The organism is Flavobacterium sp. NRK F10, from assembly GCF_024054235.1.
GTDB lineage: Bacteria > Bacteroidota > Bacteroidia > Flavobacteriales > Flavobacteriaceae > Flavobacterium > Flavobacterium sediminis.
This window is the reverse complement of record NZ_JAMXLC010000001.1, coordinates 1,303,798-1,329,161: the sequence shown is the minus strand read 5'-3', so window position 1 is coordinate 1,329,161 and position 25,364 is coordinate 1,303,798. Positions and strand designations below refer to the sequence as shown.

General features: G+C 35.5%; 19 protein-coding genes. 13 read left to right on the top strand and 6 right to left on the bottom strand.

Annotation, left to right across the window (positions count from 1 at the left end; translation table 11 throughout):
• Nucleotides 1–159: 159 nt before the first annotated feature.
• Entirely contained in the window at nt 160–768 is a 609-nt protein-coding gene (locus NHF50_RS06035) for a superoxide dismutase (protein WP_109568837.1), read from the bottom strand.
• Nucleotides 769–876: 108 nt separating this feature from the next.
• On the opposite strand from NHF50_RS06035, the gene NHF50_RS06030 reads away from it, so the two are divergent.
• The 4 genes from NHF50_RS06030 (at nt 877) to NHF50_RS06015 (ending at nt 9,603) form a co-directional block, all read left to right on the top strand.
• Complete coding sequence (locus tag NHF50_RS06030) at nt 877–4,032, top strand: exodeoxyribonuclease V subunit beta (protein ID WP_252775378.1); 3,156 nt, start codon at nt 877–879, stop codon at nt 4,030–4,032.
• A 25-nt stretch (nt 4,033–4,057) separates the two neighbouring features.
• Entirely contained in the window at nt 4,058–5,254 is a 1,197-nt protein-coding gene (kbl, locus tag NHF50_RS06025) for a glycine C-acetyltransferase (protein ID WP_252775377.1), read from the top strand.
• A gap of 100 nt (nt 5,255–5,354) precedes the next feature.
• Nucleotides 5,355–6,758, top strand: a complete 1,404-nt coding sequence (locus tag NHF50_RS06020; protein WP_109568834.1) for an OmpA family protein — start codon at nt 5,355–5,357, stop codon at nt 6,756–6,758.
• Between the two features lie 76 nt (nt 6,759–6,834).
• Nucleotides 6,835–9,603 (top strand): PD-(D/E)XK nuclease family protein, encoded by a 2,769-nt coding sequence (locus NHF50_RS06015; protein ID WP_252775376.1) that lies wholly within the window; start codon nt 6,835–6,837, stop codon nt 9,601–9,603.
• Here NHF50_RS06015 and NHF50_RS06010 read toward each other — a convergent pair.
• Nucleotides 9,600–10,388 carry an alpha/beta fold hydrolase gene (locus NHF50_RS06010; RefSeq protein WP_252775375.1) on the bottom strand — a complete coding sequence of 263 codons (789 nt, stop codon included), beginning with the start codon at nt 10,386–10,388 and terminating at the stop codon, nt 9,600–9,602. The two genes, NHF50_RS06015 and NHF50_RS06010, sit on opposite strands and share 4 nt — an antisense overlap.
• A 185-nt stretch (nt 10,389–10,573) precedes the next feature.
• On the opposite strand from NHF50_RS06010, the gene NHF50_RS06005 reads away from it, so the two are divergent.
• Nucleotides 10,574–11,539, top strand: a complete 966-nt coding sequence (locus NHF50_RS06005; protein WP_252775374.1) for a YafY family protein — start codon at nt 10,574–10,576, stop codon at nt 11,537–11,539.
• 30 nt (nt 11,540–11,569) lie between these two features.
• Here NHF50_RS06005 and NHF50_RS06000 read toward each other — a convergent pair whose 3' ends face one another.
• The gene (locus NHF50_RS06000) at nt 11,570–12,055 is read right to left on the bottom strand and encodes a DinB family protein (protein WP_109568831.1); all 486 of its coding nucleotides are present in this window, start codon (nt 12,053–12,055) and stop codon (nt 11,570–11,572) included.
• A gap of 114 nt (nt 12,056–12,169) precedes the next feature.
• Nucleotides 12,170–13,462: an aminopeptidase P family protein gene (locus tag NHF50_RS05995; protein ID WP_252775373.1), complete on the bottom strand. Its 1,293-nt coding sequence runs from the start codon at nt 13,460–13,462 to the stop codon at nt 12,170–12,172.
• A 290-nt stretch (nt 13,463–13,752) separates the two neighbouring features.
• Between NHF50_RS05995 and NHF50_RS05990 the strand changes: the two genes are divergently transcribed.
• The 4 genes from NHF50_RS05990 (at nt 13,753) to NHF50_RS05975 (ending at nt 18,307) form a co-directional block, all read left to right on the top strand.
• Nucleotides 13,753–14,631: a succinate dehydrogenase cytochrome b subunit gene (locus NHF50_RS05990; protein ID WP_252775372.1), complete on the top strand. Its 879-nt coding sequence runs from the start codon at nt 13,753–13,755 to the stop codon at nt 14,629–14,631.
• Nucleotides 14,632–14,646: 15 nt separating this feature from the next.
• Nucleotides 14,647–16,656, top strand: a complete 2,010-nt coding sequence (locus NHF50_RS05985; RefSeq protein ID WP_252775371.1) for a fumarate reductase/succinate dehydrogenase flavoprotein subunit — start codon at nt 14,647–14,649, stop codon at nt 16,654–16,656.
• Nucleotides 16,657–16,663: 7 nt separating this feature from the next.
• The gene (locus NHF50_RS05980) at nt 16,664–17,422 is read left to right on the top strand and encodes a succinate dehydrogenase/fumarate reductase iron-sulfur subunit (RefSeq protein WP_254005778.1); all 759 of its coding nucleotides are present in this window, start codon (nt 16,664–16,666) and stop codon (nt 17,420–17,422) included.
• Between the two features lie 111 nt (nt 17,423–17,533).
• On the top strand, nt 17,534–18,307 hold the full coding sequence (locus tag NHF50_RS05975) for a nitrilase family protein (protein WP_252775370.1): 774 nt from the start codon (nt 17,534–17,536) through the stop codon (nt 18,305–18,307).
• A gap of 40 nt (nt 18,308–18,347) precedes the next feature.
• On the opposite strand, the gene NHF50_RS05970 is transcribed toward NHF50_RS05975, so the two are convergent.
• Both NHF50_RS05970 and NHF50_RS05965 read right to left on the bottom strand, forming a co-directional pair.
• Entirely contained in the window at nt 18,348–19,949 is a 1,602-nt protein-coding gene (locus NHF50_RS05970; RefSeq protein WP_252775369.1) for an Ig-like domain-containing protein, read from the bottom strand.
• A 67-nt stretch (nt 19,950–20,016) separates the two neighbouring features.
• Nucleotides 20,017–20,703 (bottom strand): ComF family protein, encoded by a 687-nt coding sequence (locus NHF50_RS05965; protein WP_252775368.1) that lies wholly within the window; start codon nt 20,701–20,703, stop codon nt 20,017–20,019.
• Nucleotides 20,704–20,765: 62 nt separating this feature from the next.
• On the opposite strand from NHF50_RS05965, the gene NHF50_RS05960 reads away from it, so the two are divergent.
• The 4 genes from NHF50_RS05960 to NHF50_RS05945 all read left to right on the top strand — a co-directional run bounded on the left by NHF50_RS05960 (nt 20,766) and on the right by NHF50_RS05945 (nt 25,363).
• Complete coding sequence (locus NHF50_RS05960) at nt 20,766–21,575, top strand: hypothetical protein (RefSeq protein WP_109568823.1); 810 nt, start codon at nt 20,766–20,768, stop codon at nt 21,573–21,575.
• A gap of 59 nt (nt 21,576–21,634) precedes the next feature.
• The gene (locus tag NHF50_RS05955) at nt 21,635–23,179 is read left to right on the top strand and encodes a glycine--tRNA ligase (RefSeq protein ID WP_252775367.1); all 1,545 of its coding nucleotides are present in this window, start codon (nt 21,635–21,637) and stop codon (nt 23,177–23,179) included.
• Between the two features lie 176 nt (nt 23,180–23,355).
• Nucleotides 23,356–23,889: a YceI family protein gene (locus tag NHF50_RS05950; protein ID WP_252775366.1), complete on the top strand. Its 534-nt coding sequence runs from the start codon at nt 23,356–23,358 to the stop codon at nt 23,887–23,889.
• Nucleotides 23,890–24,043: 154 nt separating this feature from the next.
• Entirely contained in the window at nt 24,044–25,363 is a 1,320-nt protein-coding gene (locus NHF50_RS05945; protein ID WP_252775365.1) for a TolC family protein, read from the top strand.
• Nucleotide 25,364: the final 1 nt, after the last annotated feature.

Here is a 25,364-nt window from a genome sequence, read left to right as displayed (position 1 = left end):
GAAAATTAGTAGGTTAAGTTTTATGGTAGATTTGGGGCAAAAAGGGTGAAAGAAATTTCACCTTTTTTATTTTTACTTAGTAAGGAACTGAAAAGAAAAAGGGAGAACATTACATAATGTTCTCCCTTTTTTAACTAAAAAATATAAAATCAATAAAATTTATTTTTCAGTAGCAAAACGTCTGGCTACTTCAGTCCAGTTAATTACATTGAAGAAAGCTTCAATATAATCCGGTCTTCTGTTTTGATAATGTAAATAGTAAGCATGTTCCCAAACGTCTAATCCTAAGACTGGGTTTCCTCCACAACCGATACCCGGCATTAAAGGATTGTCTTGGTTAGCAGAAGAGCAAATTTCTAACTTACCACCTTCGTGAACACATAGCCAAGCCCAACCACTACCGAAACGAGTAGCAGCCGCTTTTGAAAACTGATTTTTGAATTCTTCAAACGAACCGAAATCTCTGTCAATAGCTTCAGCTAATTCACCGGTTGGAGCACCACCACCATTAGGGCTTAAAATGGTCCAAAATAAATTGTGATTGTAATAACCACCTCCGTTATTTCTAACAGCAGTGTTATTCATGTCCAGATTAATTAAGATGTTTTCGATTGTTTTACCTTCTAAATCTGTACCTGCAATTGCATTATTAAGATTAGTAGTGTATCCGTTGTGATGCTTTGTATGGTGAATTTCCATGGTTCTTGCATCAATATGTGGTTCCAATGCATCGTATGCATAGGGTAATTTTGGTAACTCAAATGCCATAATATTATATTTTTAGATTATTAATATTTTTCCCAAATTTACGAAATAAACTTTGTTCTGTAAAATAGATAGTTTTTATATCACCATAATTAAGATAAATATAACAATTTGAAACAAGCCGCTTTTACAATTTACGATGCTTCAGCAGGTTCCGGGAAAACGTATACACTCACGAGAGAATATTTAAAAATCTTGTTTCGGGCGCAAACTCCTGATGTTTACAAAAGAATTCTGGCTATTACTTTCACAAACAAGGCTGTTGAGGAAATGAAGAATCGAATTGTAAATAGTTTGTATGAATTCTCAAAAGGCGATACTGCAGAAAAATATGAGCCGCTTTTAAAGGATATTTCTGTTGAAACCGGTTTGTCAATTGCAACGATAAAAGAAAAAGCGAAGGAAATTATCACGCATATTATCCATAATTATACAGCTTTTGGAATTTCTACTATTGATAAATTTACACATAAGGTCATTCGTTCTTTTGCGCAAGATCTTAACTTGCCGTCCAATTTTGAAATTGCTTTAGATACAGATACGCTGTTACAGGAAGCGGTAGATGTAGTTATTGCCAAAGTAGGAGAAGATGAGGCAATTACTCAGTTCTTGCTTGAGTTTACGAAAGCGAAGACAGATGATGATAAGAATTGGGACGTTTCACGCGAACTTTTTGAGGTTGCTAAATTATTGGTGAACGAAAATAATGCAGCAGAAATAGCTGCTTTTGAAGATAAGAATTTCGGTGATTTTAGTGATATAAAGAAAGTCTTGAAAATAAAAGTTCAGGAACTGACGGAAAACACTATGGAATTAGGAAAAGCAATAAAAAATCTTATTGCTGATGAGGGAATTGATATTAACTCTTTTCAGGTTTATTTTATAAGACATCTCGATAATATTCAGGAAAATGAACTTAAACCGACACAGAAGAAATACTGGGAGCCAGAAGATATTAAGGTGAAAGCCAAAGCCAAAGATGCGGATAGTATTGAACACTGGAAGCCCGAGATATTGAAAAAGCTGGCTCAGGTTTATGCTAACTATGGGAAAATAGCTTTTTATGAAGCCTTTTTGCAAAATATCAATCCGCTTTCATTGCTTAATATTATTCATTTGGAGTATAAAAAAATACAGGAAGAGCAAAATGTATTGTCGATCTCTGATTTTAATAAAATCATTTCAAATGAAATTCAGGATCAGCCGGCGCCTTTTATTTATGAAAAACTGGGAGATAAGTATCGATATTTTTTTATTGATGAATTTCAGGATACTTCCGTGTTGCAGTGGCATAATTTAATTCCCTTGATTGATAATGCTTTGGCTTCTGAAGAAAATGGTGTGCAGGGCTCTTTGATGATCGTGGGCGATCCCAAACAAGCCATTTACCGTTGGCGGGGCGGAAAAGCAGAACAGTTTATAGCTTTGAGTAAAGATCAAAATCCGTTTTCTAATAAATCAAAACAAGTGGAAAGGCTCAAGGTCAATTACAGAAGTTATGACGAGGTAGTTGACTTTAACAATGCGTTTTTCGCTTTTTTGTCCGGGAAGTTTGAAAATGAAGATTATATAAATTTATATAAAGAATTTTCATTTCAGGAAAAGAACGACAAACCGGGAGGTTGTGTTTCGGTTTCTTTTATTGATATTCCGGATACAGAGAATGCTGAAACTTTTGATGATGATTCAGATTATTCTATAAAGGAAAAGATTTATCTGGATAAGACGAAAGAAATCATCGAAAATGTGAGACAAAACGGATTTGACTATAAGGACATCACGTTGCTTACGAGAAGAAAGTCTGAAGGGGTATTGCTGGCCAATTATTTGACCGAAAGCGGAATTCCGATCCTTTCCTCAGAGACTTTATTGATTCAAAATGCAACGGAAGTAAAATTACTCGTTGCTTTGCTTCGGTATTTGAATAACAGTAAAGATGAAGAATCAAAAGTCTTTCTGCTATACTATGTGGCTAAATACAAACAAACGGAATTGCCGGTGCATGATTTTATTGTGAAACTGAAAGGGTTGACCGAAAAAGAAATCGAACTGGAGCTTCAAAAAGCAGGGGTTCAGGTGTCATTTGCTCATTGTAGAAAAAAATCCTTGTATGAAGCCGTAGAATTATTAGTGACAGCTTTTATACAGCCAAAAGCGAATACGTCTTATGTGCAGTATTTTTTAGACTTGGTTTTAGAGCGTGACAGTAAAACACAATCCGGTATTGCAGATTTTCTGGAGTATTGGGATAAAACCGGATTTCAGAAAAGTATTCCTTCTCCGGAAGAAAGTGATGCCGTTCGCATCATGACTATTCATAAATCAAAAGGATTAGAATTTCCGGTGGTCATTTACCCGTTTGCTGAAGAAAATTTCAGTAGAAGAATTAAAGACAAGCTTTGGATTGATTTTGATGAAGAAGATCAAATCGATTTTCCGAAAGCTTTGGTGAATCAAAAAAGTGAGGTCGAGACTTATGGTCAAAAAGCAAAAGAAATTTATCAGGAAAGAAGTCAGGAGGAGATTTTAGATGCAATTAATGTACTTTATGTGGCACTTACAAGAGCCGAAGAACAGTTGCATATTGTGTCAAATTATTTAGTGAATAAAAGTGGACTGCCTAATAATTTATCATCCTATTTTATAGAGTTTTTACAGCTGTATAAAGGATTTGGGGAAGAAAAAAGAACAATTACTTTCGGTAGTCCTGAAAGAATTTCTTCTGTTCATCAAGCAAGGGGAAAGCAAGGAAAGATTGAAGTTGTGTCTGAAAAATTACCTTTTCAGAATATCAGGATCGCTCAGAGAGAAGCTCTGATGTGGGGGAGTAATCAGCAAAAAGCTATTGATTTCGGAAACGTATTGCATGAAATTTTATCCTATATCCACAAAAAAGATGATCTTGAAATGGCCTTGGAGCAGGCAAAAGAAAACGGCTTGATTACAATGGGACAACAAAAAGAAGTAAAAGAAGTATTGGTACAAATAGTAACACATCCTGAACTTCACGAGTTCTTTAATTCCGAAGGCGAAATTTACAATGAACGAACGATTATCGATCAGCAATTAGGGAATATAAAACCGGACAGAGTAGTCGTTGAGGAAAGGAAAGCCTATTTGTTGGATTATAAAACAGGAGATAAAAAAGAAGAGCATATCCGGCAAGTATTGAGTTATACATCTGCTTTAGAAAAAATGGGTTTTAGTGTGGTGAAAAAAGTTTTGGTCTACACAATAGGAGATCAGGTAGAAGTTGTAATTTTGTAAACAACAAAAAACTAAACTAAATAAAATGTACGGAAAAATTAAACAACACTTACAAAATGAGATTGAGACCATAAAAGAGAACGGTCTATATAAAAAAGAAAGAATCATTACTTCGCCGCAAGGAGCAGAAATTACCATTTCAACGGGAGAGACTGTTTTGAATTTTTGTGCTAATAATTATTTAGGACTTTCATCACATCCGGAGGTAATTCAGGCAGCAAAAGACACGATGGATTCACACGGTTTCGGAATGTCATCTGTTCGTTTTATTTGCGGAACTCAGGATATTCATAAAGAATTGGAACAAAAGATCGCTGATTTCTACGGGACTGAAGATACAATTTTATATGCAGCGGCTTTTGATGCTAATGGTGGCGTGTTCGAACCGTTATTAGGGGAAGAAGATGCTATTATCTCAGATAGTTTAAATCACGCTTCTATTATCGACGGTGTTCGCTTGTGTAAAGCGGCTCGTTACAGATATGAAAATAATAATATGGCAGATCTGGAGCAGCAATTAATTAAAGCCAATGCTGAAGGTCGTCGATTCAAATTGATTGTAACAGACGGGGTCTTTTCTATGGACGGCTTAGTAGCGCCTTTGGACAAGATCTGTGATTTGGCAGAACAATATGATGCCATGGTAATGGTTGATGAATGTCATGCAGCCGGATTTATTGGTGCTACAGGTAAAGGTACTTTAGAAGCTAAGGGTGTGATGGGAAGAGTTGATATTATCACGGGAACACTCGGGAAAGCGCTTGGAGGAGCAATGGGAGGATATACTACAGCCAAAAAGGAAATCATAGAGATCTTACGCCAGCGGTCACGTCCGTATTTGTTTTCTAATTCTCTGGCACCAAGTATTGTCGGAGCTTCTTTGAAAGTTTTCGAATTATTAGAAAAAGACACTTCATTACGCGATAAGTTAGAGTGGAACACTAATTATTTTAAACAAGGAATGAAAGCAGCCGGATTTGATATTATAGACGGAGATTCTGCTATTGTCCCGGTTATGTTGTACGATGCCAAATTGTCGCAAACAATGGCTGATGAATTGCTTAAAAAAGGAGTGTATGTGATTGGTTTCTTCTATCCGGTTGTTCCTAAAGATAAGGCGAGAATCAGGGTGCAATTATCGGCAGCACATGAGAAAGAACATTTAGATAGAGCTATTCAGGCCTTTACAGAAGTTGGTAAGTTGTTAAATATCATAGGATAAGAAATTTTAATATTTACTTTTTTTAACAAAGTTTTTTGTAATTAAAAAAAAATATTACTTTTGTTCTAATTATAACGCATTGTAATTAAAATAGTAAAGTATGAAACATTTAAACAAATTATTTGCTGCTGCTTTTATGTTTGCAGGTTTAGCTACTCAAGCACAGGACAGCAACAACCCATGGGCAGTATCATTTGGTGTTAACGCTGTTGATACTAAAATTAGTGCTGAAGGAAACGATAGTCCGAAATTTGTGCAATTAGTAAACGCAAAAAGTAACTGGAACATCTTGCCATCAGTTTCTTACTTAAACGTATCCAGATACGTTGGAGATGGTTTTTCAGTAGGGTTAACAGGATCTGTTAACAAAATTGACAAATGGATCGACAGAGTTCCTGGTACTGAATCTACAGATTTAGTTTACAACCCAGGTGATTTATCATATTATGGTATCGATGCAGCTGTTAAATACAGCTTTATGGATTTAATCGGTACAAAATGGTTAGACCCATCATTACAAGTTGGTGGAGGTTACCAATTCGTTGGTGATGCTTCTGCAGGTACTGTAAACGGAGGTGTTGGTTTAACTTTCTGGTTCACAGAACAAGTAGGTTTACAATTACAAACTACTTACAAACACTCATTTGATGATAATAGAGTGCCGGATTTAGATGTTCCTACTCACTTCCAACATTTTGCAGGTCTTACTTTCAAATTCGGAGGTAAAGATACAGACGGTGACGGTATCTATGATAAAGATGATGCTTGTCCGGAAGAAGCTGGTTTAAAAGAATTCAACGGATGTCCTGATACAGACGGTGACGGAATTGCTGATAAAGATGATTCTTGTCCGGATGTAGCTGGTTTAAAAGAATTCAACGGATGTCCTGATACAGACGGTGACGGAATCATTGATTCAGAAGACGCTTGTCCGGATGTAGCTGGTTCTAAAATCATGAAAGGTTGTCCGGATGCTGACGGTGACGGAGTAGCTGATAAAGATGATAACTGTCCTAACGTTAAAGGTCCTAAAGAAAACGCTGGTTGTCCTTGGCCTGATACAGACGGTGACGGAGTAGCTGATAAAGATGATCAATGTCCTACAGTTGCCGGTACAGTTGCTAACCACGGATGTCCTGAAGTTTCTGATGAAGCTATCAAAAAATTAAACGAGTATGCTAAAACTATCTTGTTTAACTCTGGTAAATCTTCATTCCAAAAACAAACGTATCCAGTTTTACAAGCTATTACAGCTATCTTAAAAGAGTATCCTTCTGCTAAATTCTCTATCGAAGGACATACTGATAGCCAAGGTTCAGATGCATTAAACCAAAAATTATCTGAAGAAAGAGCTTCTGCTGTTGAAACTTATTTAGTAGAAAACGGTATCGATGACTCAAGATTAACTTCTGTTGGTTTTGGTGAAACTAAACCAATCGATACAAATAAAACTGCTAAAGGTAGAGCTAACAACCGTAGAGTTGAAGTTAAATTAGTAAAATAATTTCTACCGGAAATAGTTTAAAAAAATAGATAAAGAAAACGTCCCGATTTTAGGGACGTTTTTTTATTTTTATAATATGATGGCAAAAACCTTTCTACAAACACTTTCCGGTAAGATATTAGCTGACTATGAAGATGATTTGAGCAGAGCGGTTATCGTTTTGCCTAATAAGAGAGCCCGTGTTTTTTTACTGGATATTCTCAGGGAAGAATGGTCGGAAACTAATTTTGCACCAAAGATTGCCAGTATAGAAGAGCTTATTCAGGAAATCTCAGGCATTAGAAGTGTTGATAGTATTGAACTTTTGTTTGAGTTTTATGATGTTTACCTTTCAATGACAGAGAAAGAAGATCAGCAGTCTTTTGATGTGTTTTCAGGTTGGGCAAAAATAGCAATTCAGGACTTTAATGAAATCGATCGTTATTTAATAGAGCCGACTTACATATTTTCTTATTTGAGTGATATTGAAGCTTTAAAACGGTGGAAACTTGAACACAACGATACTACAGAGCTGATCGATAAGCATCTGGCTTTCTGGAAAAAATTACCTCAGTATTACGAACAGTTGTATAAACATCTTAAAGAAAGGGGAGTTGGTTACCAGGGATTAATTTACAGAGAAGCAGTTCGTAAATTACCTGCTTTTTCTTCAGAAAAAGCTAATTATGTTTTTGCAGGGTTCAATGCCTTGAATGCTTCAGAAGAAAAGATCATACTGCATTTCATAACAAATGGTTTAGGTAAGGTTTATTGGGATATCGATAATTATTTTCTGGAAAATGTACATCATGATGCCGGCTTGTTTATCCGACGTTTTAAGAAGAACTGGAAACCTTATTTAGCGTCAGATTCTTTTGATTGGGCCTTTAATCATTTTTCAGAGGAAAAGAATATTAAGATAATCGGTACTCCAAAATCAGTTGGTCAGGCCAGAATTGCAGGAAAGCTGGTGAGTGATTTGACAGAAGATGGACATACTTTAGATAAAACAGCATTGGTTCTGGGCGACGAGAACTTATTACTTCCGGTTTTAAATAGTTTGCCGAAAAAGGTTGATAGCCTTAACATCACTATGGGTTATCCCAGTAAAAATAATCCGGCGCAACTTCTTATTGCAAAGATCATTAAACTTCATGTAAATGCACTGACACGCAATGAGCAGCATTACACGTTGTATTATAAAGAAGTACTAGAAGTTCTGAATCATCCCTTTATAGAACCATTCGGTAATTTTCACGAACTGGTACAAATTATTAATTTCAATAACTTCACTTTTTTCTCCTTAGAAACGCTTTTCCGTTTAAAGAATGAAGTTGCATTTGTAAATGAAGCTCTTTTCACAACATTATTCTCTCGTTGGGATGGTATGAGCGTCATTCAAATTCTGGAATCACTTAAGGGGATCACAATTATGCTTCGCGACTTTCTTAGGTCAGAAGGAGAGGATGAGAAAGTTTCGCAGGCTTTCGTATATAGCGTTTATAAGATGCTTAATAAGATGATTGTTTATCAGGAAAAATATGAAAAAATGATCTCCGTAAAAGACATTCAGGCAACGTATAAACAGATTGTGGATCTGGCAGAGGTGTCTTTTGAAGGGGAGCCCTTGACCGGTTTGCAGGTAATGGGTGTTCTGGAAAGCAGGGTTTTAGATTTTGAAAATGTAATCATAACTTCTGTTAACGAAGGGAAGTTTCCTTCAGGAAAGAGTCAGCAGTCATTCATTCCTTATGATGTAAAGCAAGAGATCGGTTTGCCAACCTATAAAGAAAAGGATGCTATCTATAGTTACCATTTTTATCATTTGCTATTTCGGGCAAAAAATATTTTTCTTTTGTATAATACGGATAGTGAAGGGATCGACGCAGGAGAAAAAAGTAGGTTTATTACTCAGTTGGAGATTGAAAAACTCCCCAAGCATCACATGCAACAACTGATCTATAATGCTGTTTTGCCTGATAAACCGTATGAAAAAATTCGAATTGAAAAATCAGAGCTTGCCTTAGATCGCTTACAGGAAATTGCAATAGGAAAAGGATTTTCACCTTCTTCTTTAACGGCTTATATCAGAAATCCGATCCGGTTTTATTTTCAGAGAGTCTTAGGAATAAGGGAATCGGATGAAGTAGAAGAGAATATTGCTGTTAATACACTGGGAACTATAGTTCATGAAAGTTTGGAACAATTGTATCAGCCATTCGTAGGAGATTTTTTATCGCTTCAAAGTATTGCGTTAATGACAAGCCAACTTGATGATGTGGTTTTGCAAAAGTTTAAAGAAGTTTATAAAGAAGGTGAGATCAAAAAAGGTAAAAATTTTTTAGCTTTTGAGGTAGCTAAACGAAATGTATACAACTTTTTGCAGTTAGAAAAGAATAGGATAGAATCCGGTGAAACAATTAAGATCTTAATGTTGGAAACAGAATTAAGAGGAGAATTAGAACATGCTCGATTGCCTTATACAGTAAAGATCTCCGGAAAAGTAGACAGAATAGAGCTATGTGACGGAAAATTGCGCATTGTGGATTATAAAACCGGAAAAGTAGAAGCAAGAAATTTAAGGATCAAGTCTTTTGAGGGCATGACAGAAGATTTAAAAAATGAAAAATCCATTCAGTTGCTTTGTTATGCATTAATGTATGTTCAACAATTCGGGTTTCCGAAAGAGGAGATTGAAGCCGGAATTATTTCATTTAAGAATCTCAAAGGAGGATTTATGCCTTTCGCATACGATAAGGAAACCTATATTACTCTGGAAATAGTAGAGCTTTTTAAAGAAGAATTAGCATTTTTAATAGCACAAATCTTAAATCCTGATTTAGCTTTTGAAGAGCAATGGGTTTAGTTGAAACAAGTTTTTAAAAAAGAAAGAATCTCATGAGTAGTTTCCTTTTTGTTCTCTAAGTGGCTCATGTGTCCTCCATGCAATGAAACAACCTTGGTGTTTGTGCCTTCTGCTTGTTTAAGACTTTCTTCATAATTTAGAACAGGGTCATTGTTTCCTAAAATGAGAAGTTTAGGAAAATCAGACTGGTGAAGAATAAATTCCCGGTCTTTACGGTTTTTTATCCCTTCCTGGGTAGCGATGATGCCTTGAAGCGGAGTGTTGATAGCATCTTTTTTCACTTGTTCTATTTCTGCTTGCATAGTGGTTTGGTTTTCCTCGCTGAATAAGTTGGTAATCGCCATATTAATTGCAGCTATATGGTTTTTTTTGAAAACTTTAATAGCCCGGTCTCTGTTTTTCTTTTTTATTTCCGAATCCTCCTTTGAAGTCGAATTCAGAAGAACGATACCTTTTACGGCTTCGGGATATAATTCGGCAATAGCTAAAGCAGCATATCCGCCCATAGAGTGACCTATAAAAACGGCTTCTTTAATTCCTGATTCCCGTAGTACGTGAAAAACAACATCTGCCATGTCTTCCATAGCGTGTACATAACCCAGTGAGTCAGATTGACCATGACCTAAAAGGTCAATGTTAATAACACGATATTGTTCTTTTAAAAGCGGTTCTAAATGACGCCACATTTTTTGATTTTCTAAAAAGCCATGAAGAAGAACTACGGCATTTCCGGAGCCTTTATCACTATATGCTATAGAAGCATTTTTGTAATGTGTTTTTTTCAAAAGAATCAATTTTTTGCAAAAGTAAGGATTAGAAAGCAATAGTGAAGTGTTTATAGATCAAGAAAAAGTATTAGTACAGAAAGAAAGTTTAGAAGAATGAAAGAAATAATAAGAAGTAGTAGATTGTAATTATTTATGCTTAGGAATCCGAAGCAAATGGTTATTTTTGAGAAAACGAATTAGTTATGTTTGATGATTCTCCGAAGCGGTTTGACCGGATTGTTGCCCTACTCATACAATTGCAATCAAAAAGAGTTGTAAAAGCACAAGAACTGGCAGATCGTTTTGAGGTAAGCTTACGAACAATCTACAGAGATATTCGCTCTTTGGAGGCTTCCGGAGTTCCGATCTATGGAGAACCGGGTGTCGGTTATTCATTGGTAGAAGGGTACCGATTGCCTCCGGTAATGTTTACCCGTGAAGAAGCCGGTAGTTTTATTGCGGCTGAAAAATTGATGCAGACATTCATTGATAAAGAATTAGGAGCACATTACACTTCTGCTATGTTTAAGATCAAATCTGTTTTGAGAAATTCTGATAAGGATTGGTTGTCGGCCATTGAGTCAAAAGTTATTGTTCAGAGAACCGGAAGTAAGTTGTTTAATGATGCTGTGCCGGAAGCAATGGCTGTTCTTTTTGAAAGCATTGCTGATAAAACACAAGTGAAATTACAATATCAGTCATTTGAGGCTGAAGAGGTGTCGGAAAGAACTATCGAGCCGGTTGGGATCTTTCACGATAATAATAACTGGTATGTGTTCGGTTTCTGTCATCTGAGAAAGGATTATCGTCAATTTCGGGCAGACAGGATTCAAGGTATCAAAATAACAAAGTTTCCGTTTGTAAAAGAACACGGAGCTTTAGAAATGTACCTGAACAAAGAAAAAGAATATCCTACTACAAAAGTGGTGCTTTTAGTAGATAAAAAGATTTCCAAATATCTTGAAAATGAGAAAAAATACCATGGTTTTATTTCTCAGAAAAATGTAGAGGATAAGATAGAGATGACTTTTTTAAGTCGTGACGTTGAAAACGGTTTCTCAAGATGGGTGTTGATGTTTATGGATTTTGCCGTTATAGTCGAGCCACAAAGGTTAAAAGAACGGGTGTTGGAATTGTTGGAAACTTATAAAACAGGCTTGTTAAAATAAACCCCGAAAATGCTTCGGGGTCATACTTTATTATAATTCTCTTTCCCAAAAAAGAGGAGGTGTTTGTCCAAGTGCTCTTAAATAAACGTAGGCTTGCCCTCTGTGATGAATTTCGTTATCAATGAAGTATAAGATGTTTTCAATGATCGGGAACTCATATTGCCCGAAAAGATTGAATGTTTTTTCAAAATCTTCAATGGAAAGTTTACTCCAATACTGGTTGATCTCCTCTGTAGCTTCATCCCATTTTTGTAAATATTGTGCTTTTGTGGTTAATGATGCGTTTTGTCCTTCTTGATACGGTTGCTCGTCTCTGTTTACGATCCCTTTTAATGCGGGAGCGGCAATAGCTAAAAGTTCGGAAATCAATTGAGAAAAAGGACGCATCCCTCCGATAGAGAAATCAAAGAAATCTTTTTCGGGAAAGACCTCAATAACACGACGGGTTAGGGTACGGTGACCTTGCCAGTGTTTTAACAGGTGTTCAGGGCTGATTACTTGTGCATTAGTGTTCATTTTGTTTGTTTTTTTATGTTTATGAAACAAAATTAAAAACACAATGTGACAACAGTTTGTCAGTAGCTTTTTCTGATTATAAAAAAATCGGTTCTATAAGAACCGATTTTTATTTTATGAATTCATTAAGCTTTCAATTTCGTCAGCTTCAATAGGGATGTTTTTCATCAGATTAAATGGTTCGCCCGAAGGTTGGATAACAACATCATCTTCAATTCGAATACCGAAACCTTCTTCAGGAATATAAATTCCCGGTTCAACGGTAAATACCATGTTGGCCTCCATTGGTAGATGTAACAAACCATAGTCATGCGTGTCTAATCCCATGTGGTGTGAGGTTCCGTGCATGAAATACTTTTTGTAAGCCGGCCAGTCCGGATTTTCATTTTGAACATCGGCTTTGTCTAAAAGCCCTAACCCTAATAGCTCAGAAGTCATGATTTTACCTACTTCAATATGGTATTGTTTCCAAAGTGTACCCGGAACCAACATTTTAGTGGCTTCATTCTTAACTCTCAGAACAGCATTGTAAACCGCTTTTTGACGCTCTGTGAATTTTCCTGAAACCGGTATGGTTCGAGTCATATCGCTTGAATAATTAGCATATTCTGCTCCTACATCCAGTAACAATAAATCTCCTGCTTTACATTCTTTATTGTTTTCAATATAATGTAGAACATTTGCACTATCACCACTTGCAATAATAGGAGTATAGGCAAAACCTTTAGAGCGGTTGCGTAAAAACTCATGGGCAAACTCTGCTTCAATTTCATATTCCATCACTCCCGGTTTTACAAAGTTCAGGATTCTTCTGAACCCTTTTTCAGTAATGTTGCAGGCAGTCTGAATAAGTTCTAATTCCTGAGGTTCTTTAATTGAACGTAGTTTTTGTAAAATAGGATTTGATTTTTCAACTTTATGTGCCGGATAAATTTCTTTGAACCACTTAATAAAACGATCTTCCCGAGTTTGAGTGTCTACTGAGGCACGGTAATGTTCATTCGTATTTAGGTATATAGTATCGGCGTAACTCATGACCTCTTTTAAGGTTTTGTGAAAATCTTTAAGCCAGATAACGGTTTTAATACCTGAAACCTCAAAAGCTCTTTCTTTAGTTAATTTTTCGCCTTCCCAAACAGCAATATGTTCATTGGTTTCCCGTAAGAATAAAATTTCTTTCAGGTGTTCGTAAGGAGCATCAGGAAACAATAAAAGAATACTTTCTTCTTGATCAACACCACTCAAATAGAAAATATCGCGATGTTGGGCAAAAGGTAAAGTGCTGTCAGCACTTACAGGGTAAATATCGTTAGAGTTAAAAACAGCGACACTGTTAGGTTTCATCTGTGCCGTGAATTTTTGACGATTTTTGACGAATAATTCACGGTCTATAGCATGATATTTCATAGTAATATAAGTATAGATTTTTAATGTATCAAAGGTAAAAAGATAATTATGGAATTGTTGTTAATTGAATCAAAAAAATAAAAACGAAAGCCTTTTATGTATATTAAAATAGCAAAAAAAACGAATTTTAATTCTTTTTATATAATGGTTTGTGTTTGTATTTTATTGTTAATCAATATATTAAAATTCATTTTATATTCATTATAAATTAACTCGAAAAGGTTGTAGTTAATTTCAAATAAGCGTATTTTTGTTTGATTTTTATAAAACTATTACAATCAAATAAAATTATGGCAAAATCAGCGCTCTTAAAGTCATCTATTGCAAAGAAATACTGGATGGCTCTTACAGGTTTATTTTTATGCTTGTTTTTGGCGGGTCACTTGGCAGGTAATTTACAATTGTTGTTACCTAATGCAAGCGAAAAATTTAATGCATACGCATTATTTATGACTACCAATCCGGCAGTAAAAATTTTATCGTATTTAACGTATATTTCAATTATATTCCACGCGGTAGATGGAATATTATTAACGTTCCAGAACAAAGCGGCTCGTCCGGTTCGTTACGTTAAGACAAATCCGGCTGCTAACAGCGGTTTTGCTTCTCGTAACATGGCAATCTTGGGAACGGTAATTTTGGTTTTCATCGTAACTCACATGGTGAATTTTTGGGCAAGAATGCATTTCGACAAAAATATGCCATTAATGAAAACTACTATTTCTGTTAAAGGACAACAACCGAAAGAGTTTTATGTTGGTACAGCAGAAGGACAATACTACATGGTAGATCAGGTAGCTTTGGCAGGAGAAATTAAAGATACAACTGCTAATAGAATGATGCCTCCTAAGCAATTAAAAATTGTTAACGGAACTGAAGTTCATAATGCAGCAGCTAATGTTAAGGTTGGAAATGTCTATAAAGATTTACATAAGATAACAGTAGACTTCTTCAGAGATCCTAAAGTTGGATTGTTAGCTACTTTAGGATATGTAATTGCTATGTTAGCGCTTGCTTTCCATTTATGGCATGGTTTCCAAAGTGCTTTCCAATCATTAGGGATAAATAATAAATTCACGCCAACAATCAAGTTTGTCGGTAGAGCTTTTGCAATCATAGTTCCGCTATTGTTTGCTATTATTCCTTTATATATTCATTTTACAAAATAATCAACACATATTATTATGAAGTTAGATTCTAAAATACCTGAAGGACCATTAGCACAAAAATGGACTGAACATAAAAATCACTTAAAATTAGTTGCTCCTAATAACCGTCCGAAGATTGATATTATTGTTGTAGGAACAGGTTTAGCTGGTGCATCAGCAGCAGCTTCCTTAGGAGAAATGGGATATAATGTTAAAGCATTTTGTTTTCAGGATTCTCCAAGACGTGCACACTCAATTGCGGCACAGGGAGGTATTAATGCAGCAAAAAATTATCAAAACGACGGAGATAGTACTTATCGTTTGTTTTATGATACAATTAAAGGAGGTGACTACCGTGCACGCGAGGCAAATGTTTATCGTTTAGCGGAAGTTTCCGGAAATATTATTGACCAATGTGTGGCTCAAGGTGTTCCTTTTGCTCGTGAATACGGCGGAACTTTAGACAACCGTTCATTCGGTGGTGTACAGGTAAAACGTACGTTCTATGCTGCAGGACAAACCGGACAACAGTTGTTGTTAGGGGCTTATTCAGCTTTGTCAAGACAAATCGGTTTAGGACGTGTGAAAATGTACAACCGTCACGAAATGCTAGACTTGGTAAAAGTAGACGGGAAAGCACGTGGTATCATTGCTCGTAATTTAATTACAGGTGAAATTGAAAGACATTCGGCGCATGCTGTAGTAATTGCTTCGGGAGGTTACGGAAACGTATACTTCTTATCAACGAATGCAATGGGAAGTAATGTAACGGCTTCATGGAAAATTCATAAACAAGGAGCTCATTTTGCGAATCCGTGTTATGTACAAATCCACCCGACTTGTATTCCGGTTCACGGAACTAATCAGTCAAAATTAACTTTGATGTCTGAGTCACTTCGTAACTCAGGACGTATTTGGGTTCCTAAGAAAAAAGAAGATGCAGAAGCAATCAGAGCCGGTAAATTAAAGCCAACTCAAATTGCTGAAGAAGATAGAGATTATTACTTAGAGAGAAGATACCCTGCTTTCGGTAACTTAGTGCCTCGTGACGTAGCGTCAAGAGCAGCTAAAGAGCGTTGTGATGCCGGTTTCGGTATTGAAAACAATGCAACCGGAGAAGGTGTTTATCTGGATTTCTCTTCTGAAATTAAAAATAAAGGAAAAGAGGTAGCTTACGCTCACGGTAACCACAATCCGTCTGAAGAAGAGATCATCAAGTTAGGAAAACAATGGATCGAGGAAAAATACGGTAACTTATTCCAGATGTATCAAAAGATTACTGACGAAAACCCGTATGAAACCCCAATGAAGATCTACCCTGCCGTTCACTATACTATGGGAGGTGTTTGGGTTGATTATAACTTACAATCATCAATTCCGGGTTGTTTCGTAGCCGGTGAAGCGAACTTCTCTGACCACGGTGCTAACCGTTTAGGAGCTTCGGCTTTGATGCAAGGTTTAGCTGATGGGTATTTTGTATTACCTTATACAATTTCTAATTATTTAGCTGAAGAGATTAGAACAGGTAAGATTTCAACAGACTTACCGGAGTTCCTTGAAGCTGAAAAACGTGTAAAAGATCAGATTGGAAAATTCCTGAACAACAACGGTTCCAGATCAGTAGATCACTTCCACAAAGAGTTAGGAAACATTATGTGGAATAAAGTAGGAATGGCTCGTAACGAACAAGGCTTAAAAGAAGCTATCGATCAGATTGCTAAATTACGCGAAGAGTTCCATAAAGATGTTTATGTTCCGGGATCAGCAGACGAATTGAACCCTGAATTAGAAAAGGCTTTCCGTGTTGCCGATTTCTTAGAATTAGGACAATTAATGGCAATGGATGCTTTACAGCGTAAAGAGTCTTGTGGAGGTCACTTTAGAGACGAGTACCAGGATGCAGAAGGAGAAACTCTTCGTGACGATGAGCACTTCTCATTTGTTGGAGCTTGGGAATATAAAGGAGAAGATATCAATCAAGAGCAATTACACAAAGAAGAACTTAAATATGAGTTCATCAAAATCGCAGCTAGAAATTATAAATAATTAGATTATGGCTTCAAAAAGTATCAATATAAACCTTAAAGTTTGGCGTCAAAAAAACGCTAAAGCGAATGGAGCAATGGAAACATACAAATTAGATGATGTTTCTACAGATAGTTCCTTTTTAGAAATGTTAGACCAATTGAATGAACAATTGGTTACAGAGAAAAAAGAACCGGTAGCATTTGACCACGATTGTCGTGAAGGAATTTGCGGTATGTGTTCTTTGTTCATCAACGGACGTGCTCACGGACCGGAAACCGGAATTACAACGTGTCAGTTACACATGCGTTCTTTTAAAGATGGTGATACTATTTACATCGAACCTTGGAGAAGTAAAGCTTTCCCGGTTGTTAAGGATCTAGTAGTAGATAGAAGCGCTTTTGATAGAATTCAGCAAGCCGGTGGTTTCGTTTCTGTAAATACTTCAGGAAACACTATTGACGCTAACTCTATTCCGGTGCCGAAACAGGATGCTGATAAAGCTTTCGAAGCTGCTGCATGTATTGGTTGCGGAGCTTGTGTAGCTACTTGTAAAAATGGTTCTGCGATGTTGTTTGTAGGAGCAAAAGTTTCACAATATGCATTGTTGCCGCAAGGGCAAGTTGAAGCAACGGATCGTGTAATGAATATGGTGCGCCAAATGGACGAAGAAGGATTCGGTAATTGTACCAATACCGGAGCATGTGAAATTGAATGTCCGAAAGGAATTTCATTAGAGAACATTGCCCGTATGAATCGTGAGTTCTTAAAAGCGAGTACAAAATAATCGGATATCAATTGAAAGGTACCTTTCAATTGAGTAAAATAATCTAAACCTGTCAGATCTAAAACCTGACAGGTTTGTTTTTTTAAGTACATTTGTGAAAAAGGAAAAAGAATGAGAGTAGCTTTAGTGCAAACGTCTTTACATTGGGAAAATCCTATCGCTAACCGATTAACATTGGAAAGCAAGATTTTATCCTGTCCTAAAAAATTTGATCTGTTGATCTTGCCTGAAATGTTTACTTCCGGTTTTACAATGAATCCTGAGCGAGTGGCTGAAACGATGGATGGAGAAAGTATCCTATGGCTTAAAAGTCTGGCAAAATCAAAAAAAACAGCTATTACAGGGAGCTTAGTGATCGAGGAAGAAGGAAATTACTATAACCGATTGGTATTTGTTTTTCCTGACGGAGCTATTCAATACTACAATAAACGTCATTTGTTTACTTTGGCAGGTGAAGAAGAGGTATATACAAAAGGAGAAAAGAAATTGGTAGTAGAATATAAGGATTGGAAAATATGTCCGCTAATTTGTTACGACCTGCGATTTCCTGTATTTGCCCGAAATATTGAGAATTATGATCTGTTAGTATATGTAGCCAATTGGCCTAAGCCGAGAATACAGGCTTGGGATGCGCTTTTAAAAGCCAGAGCAATAGAAAACATGTGTTATGTGGCGGCAGTTAATAGGATCGGATCAGATGCAAACGGCATGCCTTATGTAGGACATTCACAAGTGATAGATGAGTTGGGTAACGAAATAGTAGCTCCTTTTGAAGAAGATGCCATAAAAGTGATCACATTAGATAAGAAGAAAGTTACGGAAAGCCGAAACAAGTTCAATTTTTTGAAGGACAAGGATGTTTTCGAAATAAAAAGAGATACCTAAATATAAAATAAAAAAGAGCCATTGGCTCTTTTTTATTATTTTAAAAATCTTGTTCAACATCCCAGTTAGCTCTTACATCGATCTCTTTTGGGTAATATTCTATCTCTTCAGCCTGGCGTTTTTCTAAAAAGTTTCCGGTGTCCCATTTTTTATTTCCGTTATCATCATAAATAACCCTAAGGGTATATTGGTTAGGTTCAATAGCATCAAATTGTAAGGTTCTTTCTCCGGTAGAAACGGCAGACTCTTTAACGGTACCATCGCTAGTCAGTATTTGTAAGATAAGAGGAAAGCGTTTAACAGATTTTAAATTAACCTTTAGGTTTCCGTAATCTGTATAGGATTTGGTTGAAATTCCCACAGCTAAAGTGTCATTTATGGTTCCGTAAAAATCCTCAAAGGCTCCGGGCAGAGCCGTTAAAGCATATTTTTGATTTTCTTTCTTCTGGAAATCAAGGATGATCTCATTTTCAAATAATCTATATTCCAGTACAAAAGATACTTTAACAGAATCTTTATCCAGTAAAGTGATCTTTTCCTGATTGATCTTTTCTATCGGAGTAGCAGGAATTAACCGGAATTGATCCCTGAAATGCAATACTCCGGTCGATTTAGGAGTAATAGAAAGAGAATCTTTTGTTTTTAACTCTTTGAGCTTAGTTGTAAACGATTTTTCAAAATCACCATTGCTTACAGTAATATTAAGAGAATCGGCTTTGAGTATCGGAATGAATAGTTGAACGGAATCTTTACCGGTTTGAGGGAATTTAGTCATCCTTACCGGAACATCTTCTTCTCCGTTCTTGATCTTGATCTTGGCATTTTTCGGATCTCCTTCAAAGCCCATATAAAGTTTATTGTTTGTTTCCTGAATCGGTTTTACAGCCTTAAAAGGAGTTTCTTCTTTAAAAAGTTCCAGTTCAAAAACAGTATCGTTTGGGATAGTAATAACATTTTTTAAAAAGCCTATTTTATCGGCTTTCGGATCAAATTTATAATTGTTGTTTTTGTCTTTTAGCGCAACAATATAATACTGACCTTCTTTTAAGTTTTCTAATGAAAAGAACTTTAAACTGTCTAACGTATTGGTTACATATAAAGGTACTTCGTTATAAGCAGTGGAATCAGTATACGTTTGGGCATCATACAATTGTACGGAAACAAAATTATCCGGTTTCTGTTCAACAGCATCTTTGATTTTTCCGATTATAGCCAGCGAGTCAATATAACTTCCGGTTGAAAATACATATTTGTATTGAGAATAAGGATTTCCTTCATTATTATCAGTGATACTTTGTCCGAAGTTAAAACTATAAGTAGTATTAGGTTGTAAAGTATCTTTTATTCTGATAGAAATAAATTTACTTGCACTTCCTTGCGGTAAAATTGTAGGTTGATTTTTCATGGGAGGTGAAATGATCAACTGCTTACTGATGTCTTTTACTTTGATAAGTTCATTAAAAGTAATTCTGATTTCTTGAGCATTAAAGTTAGTTTGATAATTTTCCGGATGAGAAGAAAGAATTGCCGGTGGAATAGTGTCTTTAGGTCCTCCTGTGATAGTGCCTCTTTTGGCACAACCGGTAAAGGCTATTGTAAAACTCAGAATGCTAAATATAATGATAAAATAAACTTTCTTCATACCGTAAAAACTAATTCATCACAAAATAACAACTTATATTATTACAATGCTAAATTTTTAAAATTATTTATGATAAGGTATAAGCTATTGTCAGAATACTGATTTTTGTATTCGGAATTTCTAATAAAGCATTTCCGCAGGATTCTAAGGTTGCACCGGTCGTTAAAACATCATCAATAAGTAAATAATGTTTCCCTTCGTTTTCTTTATTGTATTGAACGGCAAAAACATTCTTTTTGTCCATCTGGCGTGATTCCTTATTCTTTTTAGTTTGCGTTTTGGAATATGTTTTTCGGTATAAAATAGTCGGATTATAATCCACTTTACAGGTTTCGGCTATAGTTTTGGCAAAAGTTTCTATTTGATTATAACCTCTTTCTTTGAGTCGTTTAGGGTGTAATGGGACCGGGACAATACAGTCTACATGGTATTTTTCAATAACTTTTCTAATGTCGCTGCTGTAAATCATGCCCAGTTCTTTTCCAATTGCGGTTTTATTGCGGTATTTGAGATTGTGGATCAATTCTTTTACGTTGTTTTTATGTGTAAAGTATAGAAAAGAACAACTGAATTCTAAAGGTAATAAACCGTAAAATTTTTTATGTATTTCATTTTGTTCCGGAGATTGATGATGATACGTTCTGGGTAATGTATGTCGACATGCTGTACAGATAACCCTCTCGTTTTTAATTAATAACGAACCACAACCGTAACAAATATCCGGAAAAAGCAGTTTTAACAGATTTTTTAGCATCTTGTCGATAAATATTCAGAAATATACTAAATATTTCCTTAATTTAAAGAAAAAAAGTAAGAATGGCGTTAAAAGCAGCGGTTAATTTAAAATATGTGACACTCGCGGCAAGTGTTATAGCTGTCTTTATTTCTTTTGGTTATTTGAATGTTTACCAAAAGTATCAGATGCTGAATAAAAAATCGACTATTGAAAATCAATTGCTCCAAAACCAATTGAGCGAAATGATCCGAAAATATGATTCTGTATATTATATTCTGGAGCAAGGAAATGTGATAACCGTTAATAAAGAGATTAAAAATAAGCAAGAAACGCTGAAATTAGAAATTGATAATAATGAAATCGTTGATCAGATCAACGAACTGAAAAAGAGCATTACCAGCGATGAAGACAATATTCTGGAGTTAAAAGGGAAAGTAGAGTCTAACCGGAATACGTTATTAAAATTACAGTCTTTGCGCAAAGCCAATAAAAAAACAAATCCCGGAAAATTAAACGCTTTGAATGTAAAAGCCAGAGGCGTTAAGATATTGTCCAATGTCTATAAAGATTCTAAAAGAAAAAAAATTCAGGAAATACGGGTTTGTTTTACATTAGAAGCAAATGAGTTCGTATTGCCCGGAAACAAAGATATCTACATACAGGTAATAAATCCTGAAAATGAAGTCATATCAATAGATCAGACGTATATAGAACAAAAAGGAATTGTACTGCATTATAGTGGTTATATTGAAACGTTCTATAATCAAAAAGATACAGATGTTTGTACCTATATTCCTTTAGAAAAGGCAAAGGTCAGTAAAGGAACATATAAGATCAATATCTTCAATAAATTCTTTAAAATAGGGACTACTACCTTTCAATACAATTAATTCCGTATTTTAAACAAAAAAACTTTTCTAAATTTCAATCCTATTTTTACTTTTGCAACATGGCAAAACAAGACGATTTATTTAAAAATGTAGTTTCGCATGCAAAAGAGTACGGATATATATTTCCGTCAAGCGAAATTTACGACGGTTTGAGTGCAGTATATGATTATGCTCAAAATGGTGTTGAACTAAAGAAAAATATTCGTGAATACTGGTGGAAATCCATGGTGCAAATGCATGAAAATATTGTAGGTATTGATGCTTCGATCTTCATGCACCCTACAACTTGGAAAGCTTCAGGTCACGTTGACGCTTTTAATGATCCGCTGATTGATAACAAAGACTCTAAGAAAAGATATCGTGCAGATGTTCTGATTGAAGATTATTGTGAAAAATTATATCAAAAAGCGCAGAAAGAAATCGAAAAAGCAAAGAATCGTTTTGGAGAAGCTTTTGACGAAGAGCAGTTTGTAACCACTAATCCGAGAGTATCCGGATACCTTTCTAAGAAAAAAGAAATTTTAGAAAGAATGGCTAAAGGTTTAGATTCCGGAGATTTAGCGGATGTAAAAGCTTTAATAGAAGAGTTAGAAATAGCCGATCCTGAAACCGGTTCTAAAAACTGGACAGAAGTACGTCAGTTCAACTTAATGTTCGGTACAAAATTAGGTGCTTCTGCTGATTCAGCAATGGATCTGTATTTACGTCCGGAGACCGCTCAGGGTATTTTTGTGAACTTTTTGAATGTTCAGAAAACAGGGCGTATGAAAATTCCTTTTGGTATTGCGCAAACAGGAAAAGCATTCCGTAATGAAATTGTGGCGCGTCAGTTTATTTTCCGTATGCGTGAGTTTGAACAAATGGAAATGCAATTCTTTGTGAAACCGGGAGAAGAAATGAAATGGTACCAATATTGGAAAGAAACACGTCTGAAATGGCACCAGTCATTGGGTATGGGAGCTGAAAATTATCGTTACCACGACCATGAGAAATTAGCACACTATGCAAATGCTGCCACAGATATTGAGTTTGATTTTCCGTTTGGTTTTAAAGAGTTGGAAGGAATTCATTCCCGAACAGATTTTGATTTAAAAGCGCACGAACAATATTCCGGAAAAAAATTACAGTATTTTGATACGGAAGAAAATAAAAGTTATGTTCCTTATGTGGTAGAAACATCTGTAGGTTTAGACCGTATGTTTTTAGCCGTTTTCTCTAAATCACTTCAGGAAGAAACCTTAGAAGACGGATCAACAAGAACAGTTCTTCGTTTGCCTTCAGTATTGGCACCAACAAAAGCAGCCGTTTTACCATTGATAAAAAGAGATGGTCTGCCGGAAGTGGCTAAACAAATTGTAGAAGATCTGAAATGGGATTTCAATGTGGCATACGATGAAAAAGATGCAGTAGGTCGTCGTTACCGCCGTCAGGATGCTTTAGGAACACCATTCTGTATTACAGTAGATCACCAGACTTTAGAAGATAAGACTGTAACCATTCGTCATAGAGATTCAATGGAGCAACAACGTGTTGCCATTACTGAATTGCGTGGTTTGATTAATGAAGAGGTGTCGATGCGAAATTGGTTGATGAAAATGAAATAAAAAAACAGTTCAGTTTATACCGGAAAGCCGATGATTTTATCATCGGCTTTCTTTATTAACATAGGTTAAGCATTTTGATTTTTTTTCTGCGGAAATTTGTCTTGTTAAATTAAAAAAAGAAATCATGAAAAAATTAATGACCTTAGTTATAGCTTTTACATTTGTTATAGCTGCTAATGCACAAACTAAAACACAAACGTGGAATTGTTGATCCATATCACTCCTTTTTAACCTTTTCAATTAAACACTTAGGGATTTCGTTTGTTGACGGGAAATTTGACCAATATCAAGGAACATTGAAAATGACAGGAGAAGATGTTACTACTACAAACTTTGATTTTTCTATTGATGTGAATTCAATTAACACAGGAGTGGAAGCTCGTGACGGGCACTTAAAATCAGCAGACTTTTTTGATGCGGCAAAATATGATAAAATCACATTCAAACAAACATCAATTAAAAAAATTAAAAAGAACAAATACCGTTTAACAGGAGATTTAACAATCAAGAATGTAACAAAATCAGTGACATTTGAATTGGTTTACGGTGGAAAAATCGATAATGACGGTTTTGGTAATGAGAAAGTAGGTTTCCAGGCGACTACTACAATTAACCGTTTTGATTTTGGTGTAGCTTATGACCCAACCGGTCAGGCAGTAGCTAAAGAAGTTCAAATTACTGTAAATTTAGAATTTGCTAAACAAAAATAAACGAATCAATTATTGTTTATATGAAAAGCCCCGCATTTGTGCGGGGCTTTTTTGTCGATAGAATGGAGCAGTTGGTATATTCAGATAGCTGATTGGTCTATTTTGTTTTTTTAGATTTTGCTTCGAAGGTAACTTTGAGTAAAAATTTAAAAGAATGAATACTGTAAAATTAATAATTGCCTTACTTTTTTCGGTCTTGACGTTCGGACAGGATGTCGCGAAAAAAGAGAAGTGGACTTTGGAGGATTGTATTCAGTATGCAAAAGAAAAGAATATAACCATACAGTCTGCTGCGTTAGATCAGAATTCTGCTGAAGTAAATTATAGTCAGTCAAAATCATCCAGATGGCCTAATTTGACAGGTAGTGCTTCTCAAAGCTTATCAAATGGTAATACTATTGACCCTATTACCAGTGATTATGTTGCACAGCAAATCCACTCAACAAGTTTAGGACTGAATACCTCAGTAACATTGTTTCAGGGAAATCAGGTGAACAACCAGATCAAACAAAACAAGTTTCAGGTAGATCAGAATTCTATGTATGTAAAAGAAGCAGAGAATAATGTTGTTTTAAGTATTGTAGAAGCTTATATGCAGGCATTGTATAGTAATGACGGTGTGACTATTGCTTTAAAAAATCTAGAATCTTCTCAAAAACAGATGGAAGTTGCAAAAGCGCGTTTTGAAGCAGGAAGTGTAGCCAAAAAGGATTATACAGATGCAGTATCGCAAGTAGCAACTAATAAGTATAGCCTTATTGCTGCACAAAACACTTATGATTTGCAATTACTGACATTAAAACAATTATTAGAGTTAGAGCCAGAGGATGCTTTTGAAATTGAAACAACCGTAAATAATTTAGTAGTTAACGAATTGCCGGATAAAATAGAAGTCTATACTAATGCTTTAGCTCAAATGCCTGAAATTCAGGCTTCGAAATTAGGGATTGCTATTTCGGAAAAAGATCTGGATATTGCAAAAGGAACTTTTTTACCGACACTTACTTTGTCAGGAAGTTTAGGTTCAGGATATACCAGTACACAGAATTTGGGCTTTGCCGATCAGCTCGATTTGAACTTTAATCAAAGGGTAGGCTTGTCTTTATCTATTCCTATTTTTAATAGAAATCAAAGCAAATCACAGGTTCAGAATGCAAAGATTAGTATTGAAAAATCAAAAATTGAATACCGGACTGTACAAAAAGAATTGTATAAGAAAATAGAAACGGCATGGCAAAATGCTAAAGCTTCCTTAGAGCAGACAGAGCAAGCCATAGCAGCAAAAGAAGCCGCTCAGGAATCGTATACATTAGCTCAAAAAAAATACGAGCTAAATGCACTTAGTACATCAGATCTAGTAGTGGCGCAAAATACACTGACAAATGCAGAACAGAATTATTTTCAGGCAAAATACCTAAGTATTCTATACACACAATTATTACAGTTTTACCAAAGCAATGAAATTAAACTTTAAG